18 protein-coding genes and 1 pseudogene are annotated in these 15019 nt (G+C 38.5%); 3 read left to right on the top strand and 16 right to left on the bottom strand.

Features of this window, described 5'->3' with window-relative positions:
• Positions 1–220 precede the first annotated feature (220 nt).
• Positions 221–2380: a type IA DNA topoisomerase gene (locus tag ACE1TI_RS11635; protein WP_375007737.1), complete on the bottom strand. Its 2160-nt coding sequence runs from the start codon at positions 2378–2380 to the stop codon at positions 221–223.
• Positions 2381–2519: 139 nt separating this feature from the next.
• On the opposite strand from ACE1TI_RS11635, the gene ACE1TI_RS11640 reads away from it, so the two are divergent.
• Positions 2520–3326, top strand: coding sequence for a 2OG-Fe dioxygenase family protein (locus ACE1TI_RS11640; protein ID WP_375007738.1), 807 nt, complete (start codon positions 2520–2522; stop codon positions 3324–3326).
• A gap of 81 nt (positions 3327–3407) precedes the next feature.
• On the opposite strand, the gene ACE1TI_RS11645 is transcribed toward ACE1TI_RS11640, so the two are convergent.
• The 13 genes from ACE1TI_RS11645 to ACE1TI_RS11705 all read right to left on the bottom strand — a co-directional run bounded on the left by ACE1TI_RS11645 (position 3408) and on the right by ACE1TI_RS11705 (position 10299).
• The gene (locus tag ACE1TI_RS11645) at positions 3408–3650 is read right to left on the bottom strand and encodes a DUF2584 family protein (protein WP_375007739.1); all 243 of its coding nucleotides are present in this window, start codon (positions 3648–3650) and stop codon (positions 3408–3410) included.
• A gap of 224 nt (positions 3651–3874) precedes the next feature.
• The gene (locus tag ACE1TI_RS11650; RefSeq protein ID WP_375007740.1) at positions 3875–4801 is read right to left on the bottom strand and encodes a DMT family transporter; all 927 of its coding nucleotides are present in this window, start codon (positions 4799–4801) and stop codon (positions 3875–3877) included.
• Positions 4802–5305: 504 nt separating this feature from the next.
• Positions 5306–5482 carry a hypothetical protein gene (locus ACE1TI_RS11655; RefSeq protein ID WP_375007741.1) on the bottom strand — a complete coding sequence of 59 codons (177 nt, stop codon included), beginning with the start codon at positions 5480–5482 and terminating at the stop codon, positions 5306–5308.
• Positions 5475–5804: a gas vesicle protein GvpJ gene (gene gvpJ, locus ACE1TI_RS11660; protein ID WP_375007742.1), complete on the bottom strand. Its 330-nt coding sequence runs from the start codon at positions 5802–5804 to the stop codon at positions 5475–5477. Before gvpJ ends, ACE1TI_RS11655 begins: the two co-directional genes overlap by 8 nt.
• 28 nt (positions 5805–5832) lie before the next feature.
• A complete protein-coding gene (locus tag ACE1TI_RS11665) occupies positions 5833–6141 on the bottom strand; it encodes a gas vesicle protein K (protein ID WP_375007743.1) in 309 nt (102 codons plus the stop codon).
• 20 nt (positions 6142–6161) lie between these two features.
• Positions 6162–6359, bottom strand: a complete 198-nt coding sequence (locus ACE1TI_RS11670) for a gas vesicle protein (protein ID WP_375007744.1) — start codon at positions 6357–6359, stop codon at positions 6162–6164.
• A complete protein-coding gene (locus ACE1TI_RS11675) occupies positions 6340–7200 on the bottom strand; it encodes a GvpL/GvpF family gas vesicle protein (protein ID WP_375007745.1) in 861 nt (286 codons plus the stop codon). The genes ACE1TI_RS11670 and ACE1TI_RS11675 overlap by 20 nt, the downstream gene beginning before the upstream one ends.
• Before the next feature lie 15 nt (positions 7201–7215).
• Positions 7216–7446: a gas vesicle protein GvpG gene (locus ACE1TI_RS11680; RefSeq protein ID WP_375007746.1), complete on the bottom strand. Its 231-nt coding sequence runs from the start codon at positions 7444–7446 to the stop codon at positions 7216–7218.
• Complete coding sequence (locus tag ACE1TI_RS11685; RefSeq protein WP_375007747.1) at positions 7443–8198, bottom strand: GvpL/GvpF family gas vesicle protein; 756 nt, start codon at positions 8196–8198, stop codon at positions 7443–7445. Before ACE1TI_RS11685 ends, ACE1TI_RS11680 begins: the two co-directional genes overlap by 4 nt.
• Before the next feature lie 12 nt (positions 8199–8210).
• Positions 8211–9200, bottom strand: coding sequence for a gas vesicle protein GvpN (gvpN, locus tag ACE1TI_RS11690; RefSeq protein ID WP_375007748.1), 990 nt, complete (start codon positions 9198–9200; stop codon positions 8211–8213).
• A gap of 5 nt (positions 9201–9205) precedes the next feature.
• Positions 9206–9478: a gas vesicle protein GvpO gene (gene gvpO / locus ACE1TI_RS11695; RefSeq protein WP_375007749.1), complete on the bottom strand. Its 273-nt coding sequence runs from the start codon at positions 9476–9478 to the stop codon at positions 9206–9208.
• A 105-nt stretch (positions 9479–9583) separates the two neighbouring features.
• Positions 9584–9856, bottom strand: coding sequence for a gas vesicle structural protein GvpA (gene gvpA, locus ACE1TI_RS11700; RefSeq protein ID WP_375007750.1), 273 nt, complete (start codon positions 9854–9856; stop codon positions 9584–9586).
• A gap of 14 nt (positions 9857–9870) precedes the next feature.
• Positions 9871–10299, bottom strand: coding sequence for a hypothetical protein (locus ACE1TI_RS11705; protein WP_375007751.1), 429 nt, complete (start codon positions 10297–10299; stop codon positions 9871–9873).
• Positions 10300–10685: 386 nt separating this feature from the next.
• Here ACE1TI_RS11705 and ACE1TI_RS11710 point away from each other — a divergent pair, with 386 nt between their 5' ends.
• Entirely contained in the window at positions 10686–10883 is a 198-nt protein-coding gene (locus ACE1TI_RS11710; RefSeq protein WP_375007752.1) for a hypothetical protein, read from the top strand.
• Positions 10884–10992: 109 nt separating this feature from the next.
• On the opposite strand, the gene ACE1TI_RS11715 is transcribed toward ACE1TI_RS11710, so the two are convergent.
• On the bottom strand, positions 10993–11622 hold the full coding sequence (locus ACE1TI_RS11715) for a cell wall hydrolase (protein WP_375007753.1): 630 nt from the start codon (positions 11620–11622) through the stop codon (positions 10993–10995).
• A gap of 264 nt (positions 11623–11886) precedes the next feature.
• Positions 11887–13307 (bottom strand): annotated as a pseudogene (locus tag ACE1TI_RS11720) (BCCT family transporter).
• A 446-nt stretch (positions 13308–13753) separates the two neighbouring features.
• On the opposite strand from ACE1TI_RS11720, the gene ACE1TI_RS11725 reads away from it, so the two are divergent.
• Entirely contained in the window at positions 13754–14917 is a 1164-nt protein-coding gene (locus ACE1TI_RS11725; protein ID WP_375007754.1) for an acyl-CoA dehydrogenase family protein, read from the top strand.
• Positions 14918–15019 lie beyond the last annotated feature (102 nt).

Genomic DNA, 15019 nt, shown 5'->3' on the forward strand with positions numbered 1-15019 from the left:
CAAAAGGCAATAAAAATAGCGGAAGACATGATTGTTTTCCATATTGATGTTTCAACAATAGGCTGAATAATCAACGACCCAATTGAAATCATAAGTCTGTGCCACTGCCATTGACTTATCGACTTTCTTCCTGCTACTCGTAATAAAAGCAGCCCGCCAATTACAAGGACTACTGACTCCCAAATAAAATTTCCCTCCCTTAATGTCCCCTTTTTATTTGTTATGTGGGGCTGGGGAAAGAAAATTCAATCTTGTTATGTTTTAAAACAAGTTTAGCATCAAATGTCCTTTTTCCTTTAAAACCTTTAATCAAACGAGTTTCCCCTTTTTCACAAAGCTGCCTGATTTGGGCGGTAGTGATCGTCTTTCCTAAAATTCTTTTGTTAAACGTTTGTCTGCACCCATTTTTATATTCGGTACAGCCGTAAAAAGATGAATGCTGTATAATACTCCCTTTTTTACATGATGGGCAGATAGCTATCGGATCACTTAATTTTTTTCTTTTATGTTTCCTTGGCTCTGGTAATTCTTCTGCATTTACTTTTAAGGCATCCACTTCTTTCGGTGCGGAATCAACCAACTTTTTTGTGAAAGCAGCTGTGTTACTGATAAATGTTTGTTTTTGCGCCTTTCCCTGTCCGATTTTTTTAAGAAACATTTCCCACTTTGCTGTCATTTCCGGCTTGGACAATAGCGTCCCTTCCACTGCCTGGCAAAGGACCTCTCCTTTTTTGGTTACAGACACTATATTCTTATTTACTTTGATATACTCTTGACGAATTAGTGTTTTAATAATTCCGCTCCTAGTGGCTTCTGTTCCCAGGCCTTCTGCTTCTTTTAAAGCCGCTTTTGCTTCTTCATCATCTTCGATGACTTGGCCGCAGGTTTTCATCATATTAATAAGCTGTCCTTCTGTATATGGTTTGGGCGGCTTTGTCATTTCTTTTTTTATATGGAGGGACGCGTCAGCCTTCAAGCCTTTATGCAATGGCGGAAGTTCAGGAAGCTGCTGCTTGCCTTTTTTTTGTTTAGGAAGGCCGCTGTCAAATAATTCTTTCCATCCCCTTACTTTTTCCACTTTGCCTTTACTGTAAAAATCCAATCCTTTTACATCTGTTATTACGTTTGTTTCTTCAAACTGATAGTCATAATGAAACATTGCGAGTACACTCTTCACGATTTCAAAATAAATATTTCTTTGGTCTTGGCGCAGATTTTGAAGTGCCGTCTCGGTTGGAACTTTTTTTGTCGGAATAATTGCATAGTGCTCTTTCACCTTGCTGTCGTCTACGTACCTTTTTTTAGACTGAAGGGAAGACGGCTCAAACACATCTCCCGTTAATTTTTGATAAGCTTTTATATTCTTTTGTATATAAGCAAATTCATTTTTCGTTATATGCTGTGTATCCGTTCTTGGGTAAGAGACAAGCTTTAACGGCTGATCATAAAGAGATTGTGCGATTTCTAATGTTTTAGAAGGGCTGTATTTGTATTTTTTATTCGCCAGTGTTTGAAGTGATGAAAGGGAATGCAGCATAGGAGGCTTCACTCGTTTTTGTGAAACAGTAACATCCTTCACCATCCCTCTGTCTTTGAAATCAATGCCATTGTTATGTAATATTCTTTTTGCTTCCTCATTTGTTTTGTAACGCTTTTTGGCCTTTCCTTCGTACCCCCCTTTTTCTGTTTGAAATTGTGCTTTTATTTCAAAGTATGGCTCCGGCGTGAAGTGTTCAATTTCTTTTTGACGTTCATAAATTAGTTTTAAAGTTGGTGTTTGCACTCTTCCTACACTGAATACATGATGATTTCCTTTTTGCTGCAGCAGCAGTGTATATAAACGGCTGGCATTCATCCCAACAAGCCAATCAGAGATTTGCCGCGCTTGCGCCTCATCATATAAAGCAGCAAAATGATCGGCATGGTGCAGTCGTTCAAATCCTTTTTTTACCTCATCTTTTTCTAGACTGTTAATCCAAAGACGCTGGGTTGGCTTATGTCCTGCCCCTGCATGATATATGATACTACGTGCGATATTTTCTCCTTCGCGGTCGCAATCGGTAGCAATGATAATTTCTTCGGTTTCTTGAAGCAGTCTTCGCACAATCTGAAATTGTTTTCTTGTTTTATAACTTGGTTTAAACTCGAATGTATTTGGTATCATAGGAAGCTGCGAAAGGTTCCAGCGTTTCCAGGAAGGTTCATACTCTGCCGGTGACCTTAGTTCCACTAAATGACCAACTCCCCATGTCAGAATGGCGCCATTGGGGAAAATAGGACAAGCAGGGATGGTTATAAACCCTTCTTTCTTGCTTCCTTTTGGAAAAGCTTCTGCGTAAGCTTTAGCCTGACTCGGTTTTTCTGCTAAAATAACAGGCATTTTTTTCGCTCCTTAATTTTTCTTTCATTTTAATAAGAACGAACGTTCCTTTAGACAGTATAAATTATTTTTCTATTCCGGGAAACGTGATAAACTTTTATAGTGTCTAAGAGTTATATTTCAGTTGGAGGTCATACTTGTGAGCCAATTAAAAGAAAGTGGCTTTGCTTACTATGATTTAAAAGATTATATCCACTATAATGGTATAGAAGAGGACCTAAAGCAGCTTACCAGGGCTTTTGATACCCTGCCCGCAGATGAATACGCTCCTCATTTAAATCGTTACAGACGGTATGCCAGAGCAATCGTCATGCCAAAAACATACCAAATTCAATGGCTGCCGGAATCAAACGTTAACGGAAAAGCTTATTACGAATATTTCCAAGGAAGCTTTAACCCCGAATATACAGGAGAATACCGCCGTTTTCCTTCCCTGATGAAAGAAACGATGGCCAATCCGCTGCTAGAAGAAATTATTCGTTTTGATTTTAAGGAAACATTTTGGATGAGAGAAGATGCCTTAATGCCCGTGCATGCAGGAATTCATTTTGTAAAATTACAGGTGGAAAAAGAAGGGGATGTAGCGGTTTCTTCACCAAACAACCTTCATCAAGACGGGGAACCATTTACATTTGCGCACTTAATTAGAAGACGGAATATCATTGGCGGATTGAACGCTATTTCGAAGCCCTCCATGCGAGGCAAAATGCCAGAGGATATAGATGATCAAGACATAACTGCTTCATTTTATTTAGAAAATCCTCTGGAATCTTATGGTGTATATGATCCTTTAGTTACGCATTATGTTGGTGAGGTTGAAAAAGGATTAGAAGACGGGCCTGGTGAGCGTTCTGCAATATTGATTGATTTTCAGCCAACAGTTATTGCCAATCCAGATGAAGTCCGGAGTATGCGAGGAGAAACGACTAATATGGTATTTGTATAGAATGTTTCCGGAGAAAGAGCTATTCCTAACAAAAATGTACAGGATAGCTCTTTCTATTATATAAATCAACATAAATAAAATTTAATTAACCGAACTCAGTGAAACAAGCTCATAATGAAGAGTGGTGCATCCTGTTCCCCACTCCACTTTTGTAATGATAGCTTTTCCAAATGGAGCTTTTTCTTCGAGCGTTTGAATAGGTAATTTCGTGTCGAGCGGAAACATGTGATATCCTTCTTTTATTAAGCGAAAAGACCTCTCCCCTAACCGTTCTGCTTTTTTATGGGTGATAATTTCCCAGTTCATTTCCATAGAAAAACCCATGTTATTACCCTTCTTTCTAAAAAACGAATTGTATTATAGAAGTGTATTATATTTCTAATTCCACACTTATCTTTAAAATCCTTTAACAAATTACAAAAGCAGATAAGCAATTGCTACTCCAGTCCCTCCGAATATTAATGCAAAAGGTAAATTCCAAAGAGTCAGCTGATAAGGGTGCCTCTTCATGTACTGGCTCATCATGGTTAGCGGTACATAACCGATATTTATTTATTGAGCGGGGACTGCTGCCCTCCTCTTTTACCTAAAACAAATTTCTTTTTCCTTGAAAAAACTGATAACAAAATAGAAGAAAACACTAGTACTATACCGATGCTTTGCCAAACTGTCAGATTGTCATTAAATACCGACACACCCACCATTATCGCAACAATCGGCTCTATCGTTGATAAAATAGCTGCATGGCTGGATTCGATATATTTTAAACCAGCTGTATATAACACGTAAGCTAAAATGGTTGAAATGAGAACACTGCCAACAGCGTACAGCCAAACTGAAGGTTCTGAAAACGGCTCTAAGTTTTGTTCCAATCCGCTTAATGGTAAAAGAAAGATACTGCAGCACAGCATAGAATAAGCCGTGATAGTAACAGAATGATATTTCCTGCTAACAAACTTCCCAATAATACTGTACAGCGAACAAAAAAAACCAGAAGCTGAACCTATTATTAAAACGGGGATTGTTATATTCATGGCTCCACCTGGAAGTAAGCCCGCAACGAAACTGCAGCCAGCAAGCGTAAGTATAATCGCTGTTATTTTATTGACAGTTAATGACTCCTTAAATACAAACCTTGATATAACAGCAACAAATACTGGACTGGTGTATAGCAGCACCACAGCAACAGAGAGTGAGGACTGCTCCATTACCGTAAAGTAACACCAGTTAAACAGGGCAATACTGACAACCCCAAGACCAATAAAATAAGGTATATCTCTAATAAATATTTTTAAAAGATAAGGCCGGACAATGCCAATCAGGGCGAACATGATAATCGTAGAGAGCGTCATCCGCACCGTAACCACCTCAAGCGGGGAGAAACCAAATCTATAGAGGTTTTGTACAAAAAGACCGGTTAAACCCCAAAAGGAAGCTCCGGCCACCGTAATACCATACGCCGTCAATGAACGCATTTCCATCACCTTCTTCTTTTTCTCTAATCTATTAAAAGACGATGTACTGCTTTTTTAGAACACCACTATTTTCTCACCTCTTCCTTAGAAAAACTATAGTTGACGAATATTATACCTGAATAGTTTCGACCATTATCTGACCATTAAATGAAGGGAACAGAATAGTTTGAAATATATCTTTCAAGTGGAAAAGTTTAAGGAGCCTGTATAATTAGGCTGATGAGGAGAATGGAGCGCCCATATAATATTCAGTCTTTGCCTGCATCCCCACTGAAAAATCTGCCTGATTTGCAATTTGGAGGAATCACAATGAGCGGCCGTTATTAACGGACAATGGATCTTTGCCGCTAGAGTCTTTATTGTCAAAACATGGTAGGTTGTCTTATACGGTGAATACCTTCTTCTCGGCAAAATAAACCGGCTGACTTAATCTTCTTCACGATTAGTCAGCCGGTTTATTTTCTCCATCAGGTCTTTTCTCCAATTTTACATTCTCAAACCTTTCTATTTAGATTTACGTTCATCCCTGTCTAAAAATTTACTTGTCGTATGATATTCATACCTGCTCCCTGGCTTATCATCGTTTGCCTTTTTTTCATAAATTCTGCTTAGAGAGGAATGATCCTCTTTTTCCAGATCCTTTACCAGATGTCCGATATCTTTCATAAATTGGTTAATCATGTGGAGTTCCCCTTTCTTCTGATGTCAGAGATGATTCATTTTCCAGGCGTTCTTCAAGCTGTTTTACTCTCTCATGCAAAGCCTGATTTTCTTCTTGGATTTTATCAGCGTGAGAAGAATAATGCGGATCATTTTCCCACCAATCCATGCCGATTTCTTTTGCTTTATCAACAGAAGCAACAATAAGCCTGATTTTTATCGTTAACAGCTCAACATCGGCTAAATTGATTTTAATATCACCAGCGATAACTACCCCTTTATCTAAAACCGTCTCTAACACGTCTACTAAACTATTTGATTCTATCGGATGTTCTACAGGCATACGGCAGCCTCCTTCCTCGTTTTTCGTTTTATAGTAAATTTCCTAGTGGACCTAAGTCTATATTTAAATCTTCATCACCCAGTCCTAAAATTTCTTTCATTTCTTCCATTTTTTCTTCTAGTTTCATTAAAGCCGTACCTAATTGTTCTATTTGCTCTTCGGTTAAGTCTCCCCCTTCTACTCTTCTCATCGCTTGCTTTTCGACAAGCTGCCTGAGTAGTTCAATCACAGTCAATACAAGCTGGGACAGTCCTTCTTCTGCTTTTTCCGGGTCCAGCGAGATGCGGCCTTGAGGCTCATGGGTTTGAATGGAAGAAAGTGATTCTGTTTTTTCCACTTTAGCTTGCCTCCTTTCTTTTAAGATGAATAAACTCTGGCTCCAGATTCTTTTACTTTTTCTACTGACGCAAGTAAAATACGCAAATCCAAATATACTAAGTCAATGTTATCAATAGAGATGGTAAGATCACCTCGTATAACGACCCCTTTATCAAGAACAGCGTCTAAAATGTCCAGCAATGATACGTCTTTATTTTCAAGACTCTCCTGCTGCATGACTCTCACCTCGATCCATAAACTGTGAAAAATGGTAAGCTGGCCAGGGGCCGGTTACTTCATAAATCATTCCCGTTTTTTTATTTTCCACTTCCTCTTTTTTGGATTTTAGCAAATCCAGAAATGCTCCTTTATTATCTTTGTCAACGAGATATACACTGTTCCAGCACATTTCCTCTTTTCTGCCGGTTACTTTCTTTTCCCAGTTCTTTTTCAATTTCGTACCTACACTGTATTGCTTTAGTTTTTTATGAAACTCCTTACAAAGTGTAGTCATGTTTTCTTCGGCCTCTTCATTAATCCATTGATTCATTTTCTTTTTTTCAAAGAATTGTTTTCCTGGAGACAGTTGATCGATCTTTTCTTTTTTCTTTGTTACTTCGGGATTGCTTTCCATAAAAGAAGAAACAAATTGATCTTTATCTGCATAGATTTTTACATTCCATTCTTCCTTATTTTTCAGACGGTCAAAAAGCGATAGAATGTTTTTTTCCTGATCTTCAACTATTTTTTCCAACCGGCTTTTTGTCTCATGAATCGTACCAAATTTTAAAGGCAGAACGGTAAAGTGCGTATGTAGTTGATTCATCAGGTTGTGGTGGTGATATGCTTTTTTTTGCAGCCACTGGAGGTTTTCTACATTATTTTGCAAATTGGCTTCCGAATAATCTTTTTCCGGCACCCGCGTCACTACTGCTGTAATCTCCTGGAACGACCAAAATTCCACTTCATAAGGGGCTTCCATTCCTTCTAAAGATTCAAGCTCTGTACGCTCATACTCGTTGCTTGGTATGAACGCATATAAATAAAGCAATGTATTTGTTTTGGCTGATACATCCATCTGTCTTTCCCCTTTCTAATCCTCCTGCTCTTTTTCTTTAGCTATTCGAAAGCGTGCCAGGAGTTCTTCTTCTTGTTTGTCAAACTCTTCTTCCGTGATATCTCCCATTTCGTATAACATTTGCACATGAGCAAGCTTTTTCTGAATATGATCAAGGTCGTAAAGTTCTTTATCAACTTCTTCTTTCACTTTTTCTCCTATAGTTATTACAGTATCAAGCGGCCAGGTAATTAATTTGTGTATCATATGGCACTCTTTGCTTTTAGCTTAATATCTATAAAGTTGTAAGCAGGCCAGGGGCCCGTATATTTAAATTCTGTTTTGTCCTGCCACTTCTCATAAAGTTCATTAACAATTTCGTCAAACTTCTCTTCTTTGTCAAGGTCAACAAGAAAAGAAGCATTTAAAAGCATTCGTTCATTAATCACTTCATTACTGACAGCAGCATCTGCCATCTCTGCTAATGGAGAAAAAATTTCGTTTTCCATTCTTTCATGAAGGCCTCTTACAAAACGCTCCGCACTTTCTCCCAGCTGGATTTGGTCGTAATAGCCCGCTTGTTTTGATTTTGTTTTTTCTTTTAATTTCTTAATATCAGATTGCTGATTTGCTTCTTGGCTAAGCCACTCTTTTTTTCCGATTACTTTTAGACCTACTTCTATTTTGTTTCTTATCTTTGGAAAGATTTCTTTAAATTGCTCCTTTAGCTGTTCCATCAGAAGGGAAACATCCTTTTGCGATTTTAATACGGTGCCAAAACTCATCGGAATCACGGTGAAGTCTTCCATTACCTTTGATATCGTTTCCTGATGAGCTTTAGCATTTTTACGGCTTGGTTCATACACTTGTATAGGAGCATCAGCCACAACCACAGCGTGATTATTATAGTGGACGGTATATACCTCCCTCTCTTTCCCAGCTAAAGCAACATTACCAAAGCTTTGCTTTTCCTCTGTTTCTATTGCACAAAAAAGATAACATCCCAATTCCTCAGCCATTCCTTTCACTCCTTATTTCGCTTTCTTGAGCTCTTGTTTGATTAACCGTTCCGTTTTATTCTGATTTTCGTATCCTTTGCATTTCATTACATAAGCGCTGATCATATCCGAGCACACATCGGCAAATGTTTTATTCTCTGGATTTATGGAAATATTGTTTTTTCTGCAAATTTCAGCGACCATGACCGTTGTTCGAAAACTTGGTCCTTGTTCATTTTTTTCTTCACATGTTTTTCGTATCCGGGAAATAAAATTTATAATTATGCCAGCTTCTTTAGAAGTTATATTCGTTTTCTTTGCGAGCACCCGCGTTTCTGTCTTTTCATCCTCATTTTCTACAGGAATGGTGATCAGTCTATCCATCAAAGCATCCTGTGTATGGTAGACACCTGCAAATTCTTTTGGATTGCTTGTGAAAATCACCTTAAAGTTGGGATGCACCCGGATAAATGAATCCTTTTGTTTCATCCCGTATAAAGGCAAAACTCCTTCTTCTAATACAGAGAGAAATAAATTGTTTGTCTCTGGTTTAGAACGAGTGAACTCGTCATACACCACGGTATACCCTTTTTTAACAGCTTCCATTAAACGACCGGGACTCCACTGCTCTGTAAGGTTTTCTTCTCTTTTATATACTGTTCTAACATAATTATCTATAACCTTTTTAGACGTATATCCGGTAAAACCGCCTAACAAATCCGTATTAGAAAGTTCATGGTTACCGTGCAGAAGCATAACAGGCTCATCAAATTGACGGGCTAATTCGAGTGCCATCGATGTTTTCCCGACCCCTAACGGCCCGGTAAAATGAACAGGAAAGCCTGCTTCTACATATTTTTTTGTTCGAGAAAGTAATGCTCCTTTTTCTTTTGTTTTTATAAACTTCTCTTCCTGATGCGAAGAGCTGCTCTCTTCTTGGCTTTCTTTAGAGGCAGATGACTTCTGTTTTTCATCCTTTTCCTCAGTTGTTTGTTTTTTTGTTGGTGTGTTATTAGCTGCCATTTCATTTACCTCCCTTCATTTTTGTCTAACGGTGCGCTCCTAGGACGCAGGCTGACCCGTTCAAAAGAAATAACTTCCATATCTTCATCGAGCTTTGCTTCATAAACTCCAAGGAGCTGATCTTTTGCGTAAGCTTTCATATATTCTTTTTCTTCTATCACTTCTAGTTCAACGTCCCATCCATTTTCTTGTTTAATGACAGAGGTAATCCGAAATGGTGGCTGAATATATTTAGAAAAAAACTCGTGTACTGTTGAGATTATTTCTTCCATTTTCATGTCTATTCACCTCTAGAGAATTAGAAAAGCGCAATCGTATACTTTCATGTAAGAACCGGAGACTCTGAAACACTTTTTCAGAGCCTCTATTCACCAAACTTCAAACTATGCAAAATTCAGCTGCTGCTGGCCTCTTTCATTCGCACCTGTCTCGTTATCTATTTCACCCTGTACTTCATCTCTTAGAAGGCCAACCGCTTCTGCATATCTTAACCATGTATCCACACTTGCAATAACTACTCGTGCTTCAACAGTAATCAACTCGATTCCGACAAGAGAAACTCTTGCATATAAATCAATAACAATGCCTTTATCGAGAATGCGATCAATTACTTCTGCTAAGCTGGATGAATCTGTACTTTTCTGAATCGCTGCCACTCTAATCAGCTCCTTTACGTTACTTTTTTAATATCATTTGCTCCTTTAATGTCTGTCGCACCTTTCACATCAACGGGTCCCTTTATATCAGACGGCTTCTTTATACCGCTGTCGTCATTATCTCCGCCGATATTATCTTTGATTTCTTCTTTTGCTTCTTCTCCTTTTTCTTTCACTTCGCTCTTAAGCTGCTGTAGATTTTGTTTAGCTTCCTGCCCTTTTTCTTTCAAATGCTCTCCAGCTTCTTTTAAATTTTTTTCCGCATTTTCTTTCGCTTTACGGATTTTTTCAAATGCGTCATAAAATTTTTTAGCTATAAGAGTTGCTGCAGCAGCATTTTTAGCTTTCGGTGATTCTTCTACTTGTTCTACCACTTCTTCTTTAGCTGCCTCTTTTGCTTTTTCTTTTTTTGCTTTTAATTTGGAGAAACCATTTTTCTTCATGAGTAATAAAGCTCCTCCTGTAAGCCCTGTACCTACAGCTGTACCAGCAATTATTCTTCGTTTTTTTGTGCTGGAAGTTTCTTTAGAAATCTCACTTCACCACCTTTGCCCGTAAAGACTTTACAACTCCTTTCCCTCGGATAAATGTAAGTATTCTCCAACTTTCGCACTCATTCTGAAATAACAAAATGTGATGATTTTTTACTACAAGCTGTCTTCAAAGGGTATGTAAACAAGGATTTGTGACTATGTTTCATAGCAATTGCATCTTTTATTGCAAACACGTAAAATAAAAAAAGTGTATTTGGAGATATAAAAAATTCAAGGTGCTTGATTTCTGTTTCAACTTGATTTAAATTACTTAATACGTGAAGGGGGTCTTTCTCATGGAAAGTAATAAAGAAGAATCATTGTTTGAAAAAGGCGAATTATTGCTGTATGACGAAAAAGAATGTAGAGTCATAGCAGAATATGAACGAACAGTCTGTGTAGAATTTACCGATTACCCTTTCGCCGGAGAGGAAGAAGAATATCCGTACCCACGTGTTATTCTTCTTAAAAACGAAGTGAAGCGTCCTTCTTAGGAGTCTTGCTCATTTTCTGGGAACAGTAAAAAGCGCTGGTTTTAACCAGCGCTTTTTCTTTACCTTGTTTGTAACACGAATAAATTAAGTTTTTACCAGAACAGCTTAATTAGTCTGCAAAAACATGCTTGCCAATTTGTAATTTATTTGTTCTTGTATGAATCCAATCCGAAGTAGCAATTACTGGATTATAATAATAGTGGGAGCCCTGGGAAGGGTCATTGCCTCGCCAAGCTTCTTTTACCGCCTGATAAGCAGAAGCGTTTGGTTCAAGATAATATTGCCCGTCTTGAACTGCAGTAAACGCATTCCTTTCCGTTATTACCTCTTGTACAGTTGATGGAAAATCAGGAGAGTCAAGGCGGTTCCGAATAACGGCCGCTACTGCAACCTGTCCTTCAAAAGATTCACCTCTTGCTTCTCCATGCACAGCCTGGGCAATTTTACGAACGTCTTCTAATTTTCTCAATGTGTTGGCTCCGCTTATGCCATCAACACCCAGTCCAAAATCGCTTTGAAATTGCTGCACGGCTTCAGCTGTCAGCGGACCATAATATCCAGTTGCATCACTATGTAAGTAACCCATGTGAATTAATGCTTCTTGGAGTTCCATAACCGATTCTCCGGTGTCTTCCTTTTTTAATATCCCTTGATGAGCCTCTGCTTTTTCAAAGGTTAAAGAAGAAAACACTCCTGCAATCATCCAAATTATCACGTATTTCCCTAAGGTTTTTGCCATTCCATCGACCTCCTTCTCTTATTGTCATCCCTCTCTTTTTTCTTTGTAAACCTATTCTTTGTTCATTTACATAGAAATAGAAGATCGACTCATATTGGGATTACGAGGTATAACATAACCAACTTAAAAATATGTCTTTTTTCTTCCGGCTTTTCTATTGAAACGTAACCAGGCCCTTTTTACAGGATCATTGTTCCGCTACTAGAAATTATTCACCATACCGAATGGAAGTTAACTGGTCGTTTTAAGGGAGAATCAGTCCCCTTACACATTTTTCACAGCTTTTCTAGGAGGTTTTCTAAAAAAAGTTTTTTCTTCTTTTAGCGCTTTAAAAAGGGCATAGATCATAAATAAGGTGATAATGGAAAGGCTGCCACAATCATCGCGTTTTCTAATGCCTGCAGACCTCCAGAATAAAGGAGAATTACTGCTGTAGCTGAAAGCATTATTCCCCAAATAAATTTCACTCTTGTTTCAGGGCTTAATGGCTAAAATGGACATTACGGTACCAAAAGGAAAGTTTTCAAACATCCCAAACAAGGCTTCTTCTGTCGCCATCTAAGATATAGCTGCCGTTCCTTCTGATTCAAGTGATATAGACGCTCCCCCAAAAACGGAAAACCATAAAAAACCAACAAGTGATGGGACGATTAACACGCCGAATGTAAATTCACGTAAGGTCCGGCCTTTAGAAACTCTGGCAATAAAAGTACCAACAAAAGGAGACCAGGCAATCCACCATGCCCAGAAAAAAATTGTCCAGCTGTTAATCCATTCCCGAGCTTCTTCTTCAAGAGGTGCAAACCGAAAGCTCATGCTCGGTAATGTTTGAACATATTTTCCTATGGTATCTGTAAAAAGATTTAACATAAAAAGGGTAGGGCCGAAGATAAGCATAAACACAAATAGAAGCACCGCAAGAATCATGTTTACATTACTAAGAAACTTGATTCCTTTATTTAAGCCGGTATATGCTGAAATAAGAAACAAAAATGTGACAATCGCAATAATAAAAAATTGCACAAAAAAGGTATTAGGAATTCCATATAAAAATGCTAAACCCCCATTAATTTGCACCGCTCCAAACCCAAGTGTAGTGGCTATACCAGAAACCGTTGCGGTCACGGCCAGCACATCAATTGTTTTTCCCAGTGCGCCATCTGTTTTCATAATAGGACTCAAAGTAGCGCTGATCATTCCTGGCGCACCTTTTCTAAACTTAAAATACGCAAGACAAATAGCAATCATAGATCCCCAGGCATGAACACCCCAATGAAAAAAGTAAACCTCATTGCTTCTGATATTGCTTCATTTGTTCCTTCTGTCACCGTAGGAGAATCAGTAGCGTAATGATATACTGGTTCTGCTGCACCCCAAAACACTAATCCAATCCCCATCCCTGCACTAAACAGCATCGCAAACCACGTTGGCAGACTGTAATCTGGTTTATCATGAGGCTTTCCAAGATTAATTTTTCCATATGGACTTATAATAAAATATAGACAAACGATTACAAATATAGAAACTACGATCAAATAATACCAGCCAAATCGGTTTGTAATAAATGTTTGTGCTGCAGCTGTTCCGTTTTCTAAGGAATCTGAAGCTATCACACCAATAATAATAGCCAAAATAAGAATCGCCATTGTACTGTAAAAAACCGTACCTGTTTTTCCTTTCTCCATACATACCATCTCCTCTTTTAGGTAGATATTAGTATGTTGTTTTAAGAAATTACTTATCCACCATAAACTTTTACAGTTTTTTCCTCATATGCCGCTCAGTCGGCTCGGAGGAGTCAGCTGTTATTGACTTCTAGGTGTAGGCATGATCAGGAAATCTCCAGAGGATTTTTCCCGGACAGGATGTTCGGTTATTTGTCCAAAAAGCACTGTTTTAGAGGTCTGAACAGACCCACGTTCCGCTAACAGTTCTCAATCACTCGTTTTTTATGATTTTTCTCGTGCTAACGGAACCAGGGTCCGGCCGCATTCTAAAACCCCCTAATTTCATAAATTAATGGAATCAGGGTCCTCTGAACATTTCCATCGTTTAATTCTTTTCATTTGAATGACTTCCTTTATTGTGATGGTATAGAATAAGAAAGGTCACAGCTAGAGGAGTGAAAAAAATGGATTTATTAAAACTAAACAACATGGAAGAGCGATTATCCGCACTGGAAAAAGCAGTCCAACCTTTTGCAGAGCGGGCTGAAATATATGATAAAGATGGATCTTTTCCCGTGGAAAATATTCAAACGTTAAAAGATATTCGTTATACAGCTTTAACTGTACCTAAAAGATTTGGCGGGAAAGAAATTTCGCTGTTCGAGCTTGTAAGATCTCAAGAAACAATAGGAAAAGCGGATGGTTCTACTGCTTTATCGATTGGCTGGCACATGGGAATTGTAAAAAACCTTGGAGAGCAGAATAGCTGGCCTGAAGACCTTTATGAAGCCTTTTGTAAAGAAGCTCTCCAGCATGGTTCCTTACTGAATAATACAGCAACAGAACCTGCAACCGGCAGTCCTACCCGCGGCGGCAAGCCGGAAACGACCGCTGTTTACGAAGCAGGCCAGTGGAAAATAAACGGACGTAAAACCTTTACAACGATGGCTCCAGTGCTTGATTATTTTGTTGCAAGTGCCACGATTCCAAAGGAAGACCGTGTGGCTTACTTTCTTATTCCTCGAGAAAGCGAAGGACTTTCTATTGAAGAAACGTGGGATTCCATAGCAATGAGAGGAACAGGAAGCGATGATCTTGTTTTAGAAAATGTACGTATACCAAAACATCATCTCGTTTCTTATGTCGCACCTGGTGATAAACGTGCAGCTGGATGGCTTCTTCATATACCTGCCTGTTACCTCGGTATTGCTAAAGCAGCACAGCAATATGCTGTACAATTTGCATCAGAGTATTCACCGAATAGTATTGAAGGAACGATATCTGATTTACCAAATGTAAGGCAAAAAATTGGAGAAATGGAGCTATTGACCCAAAGAAGCAGCCATTTTCTATACAGTATAGCTAAGAAATGGGATGAATCATCTGAAGACCAAAGACAAGAAATGAAACCAGAGCTGGGGGCTGTAAAATACACTGTGGTGAATGATGCGATTGCTATCGTTGATTTGGCTATGAGAATTGCTGGTGCAAGAAGTTTATCCAGCAAAAATCCATTGCAGCGTTATTACCGGGATGTCCGAGCCGGCCTTCATAACCCTCCAATGGATGACATGACCATTATGCTGCTTGCATCTGATTCCATAAATAGAGCTGGGACCTCTTCTTAAAGAGTCCAGCTCTATTTTCATTTCTCCATTTTTTACCTTTTTATTAATTCTCTTTTGTTTTGTTTATGTTTTATTACGATGTGGAAAAAATAAAACAGTTCC

Origin of the sequence: Alteribacillus sp. JSM 102045 (genome assembly GCF_041949975.1) — a bacterium.
GTDB lineage: Bacteria > Bacillota > Bacilli > Bacillales > Marinococcaceae > Alteribacillus.

Coding starts and splice junctions, on each gene's coding strand:
- ACE1TI_RS11685 (WP_375007747.1), bottom strand. CDS start 8,198: ATGGCTGAGGAATTGGGATGTTATCTTTTTTGTGCAATAGAAACAGAG.
- gvpN (WP_375007748.1), bottom strand. CDS start 9,200: ATGGCAGCTAATAACACACCAACAAAAAAACAAACAACTGAGGAAAAG.
- ACE1TI_RS11675 (WP_375007745.1), bottom strand. CDS start 7,200: ATGGATGTATCAGCCAAAACAAATACATTGCTTTATTTATATGCGTTC.
- ACE1TI_RS11655 (WP_375007741.1), bottom strand. CDS start 5,482: ATGATTAACCAATTTATGAAAGATATCGGACATCTGGTAAAGGATCTG.
- ACE1TI_RS11670 (WP_375007744.1), bottom strand. CDS start 6,359: ATGCAGCAGGAGAGTCTTGAAAATAAAGACGTATCATTGCTGGACATT.
- gvpJ (WP_375007742.1), bottom strand. CDS start 5,804: ATGCCTGTAGAACATCCGATAGAATCAAATAGTTTAGTAGACGTGTTA.
- ACE1TI_RS11705 (WP_375007751.1), bottom strand. CDS start 10,299: ATGAAGAAAAATGGTTTCTCCAAATTAAAAGCAAAAAAAGAAAAAGCA.
- ACE1TI_RS11680 (WP_375007746.1), bottom strand. CDS start 7,446: ATGATACACAAATTAATTACCTGGCCGCTTGATACTGTAATAACTATA.
- ACE1TI_RS11635 (WP_375007737.1), bottom strand. CDS start 2,380: ATGCCTGTTATTTTAGCAGAAAAACCGAGTCAGGCTAAAGCTTACGCA.
- ACE1TI_RS11645 (WP_375007739.1), bottom strand. CDS start 3,650: ATGGGTTTTTCTATGGAAATGAACTGGGAAATTATCACCCATAAAAAA.
- ACE1TI_RS11710 (WP_375007752.1), top strand. CDS start 10,686: ATGGAAAGTAATAAAGAAGAATCATTGTTTGAAAAAGGCGAATTATTG.
- gvpO (WP_375007749.1), bottom strand. CDS start 9,478: ATGAAAATGGAAGAAATAATCTCAACAGTACACGAGTTTTTTTCTAAA.
- ACE1TI_RS11725 (WP_375007754.1), top strand. CDS start 13,754: ATGGATTTATTAAAACTAAACAACATGGAAGAGCGATTATCCGCACTG.
- ACE1TI_RS11715 (WP_375007753.1), bottom strand. CDS start 11,622: ATGGCAAAAACCTTAGGGAAATACGTGATAATTTGGATGATTGCAGGA.
- ACE1TI_RS11650 (WP_375007740.1), bottom strand. CDS start 4,801: ATGCGTTCATTGACGGCGTATGGTATTACGGTGGCCGGAGCTTCCTTT.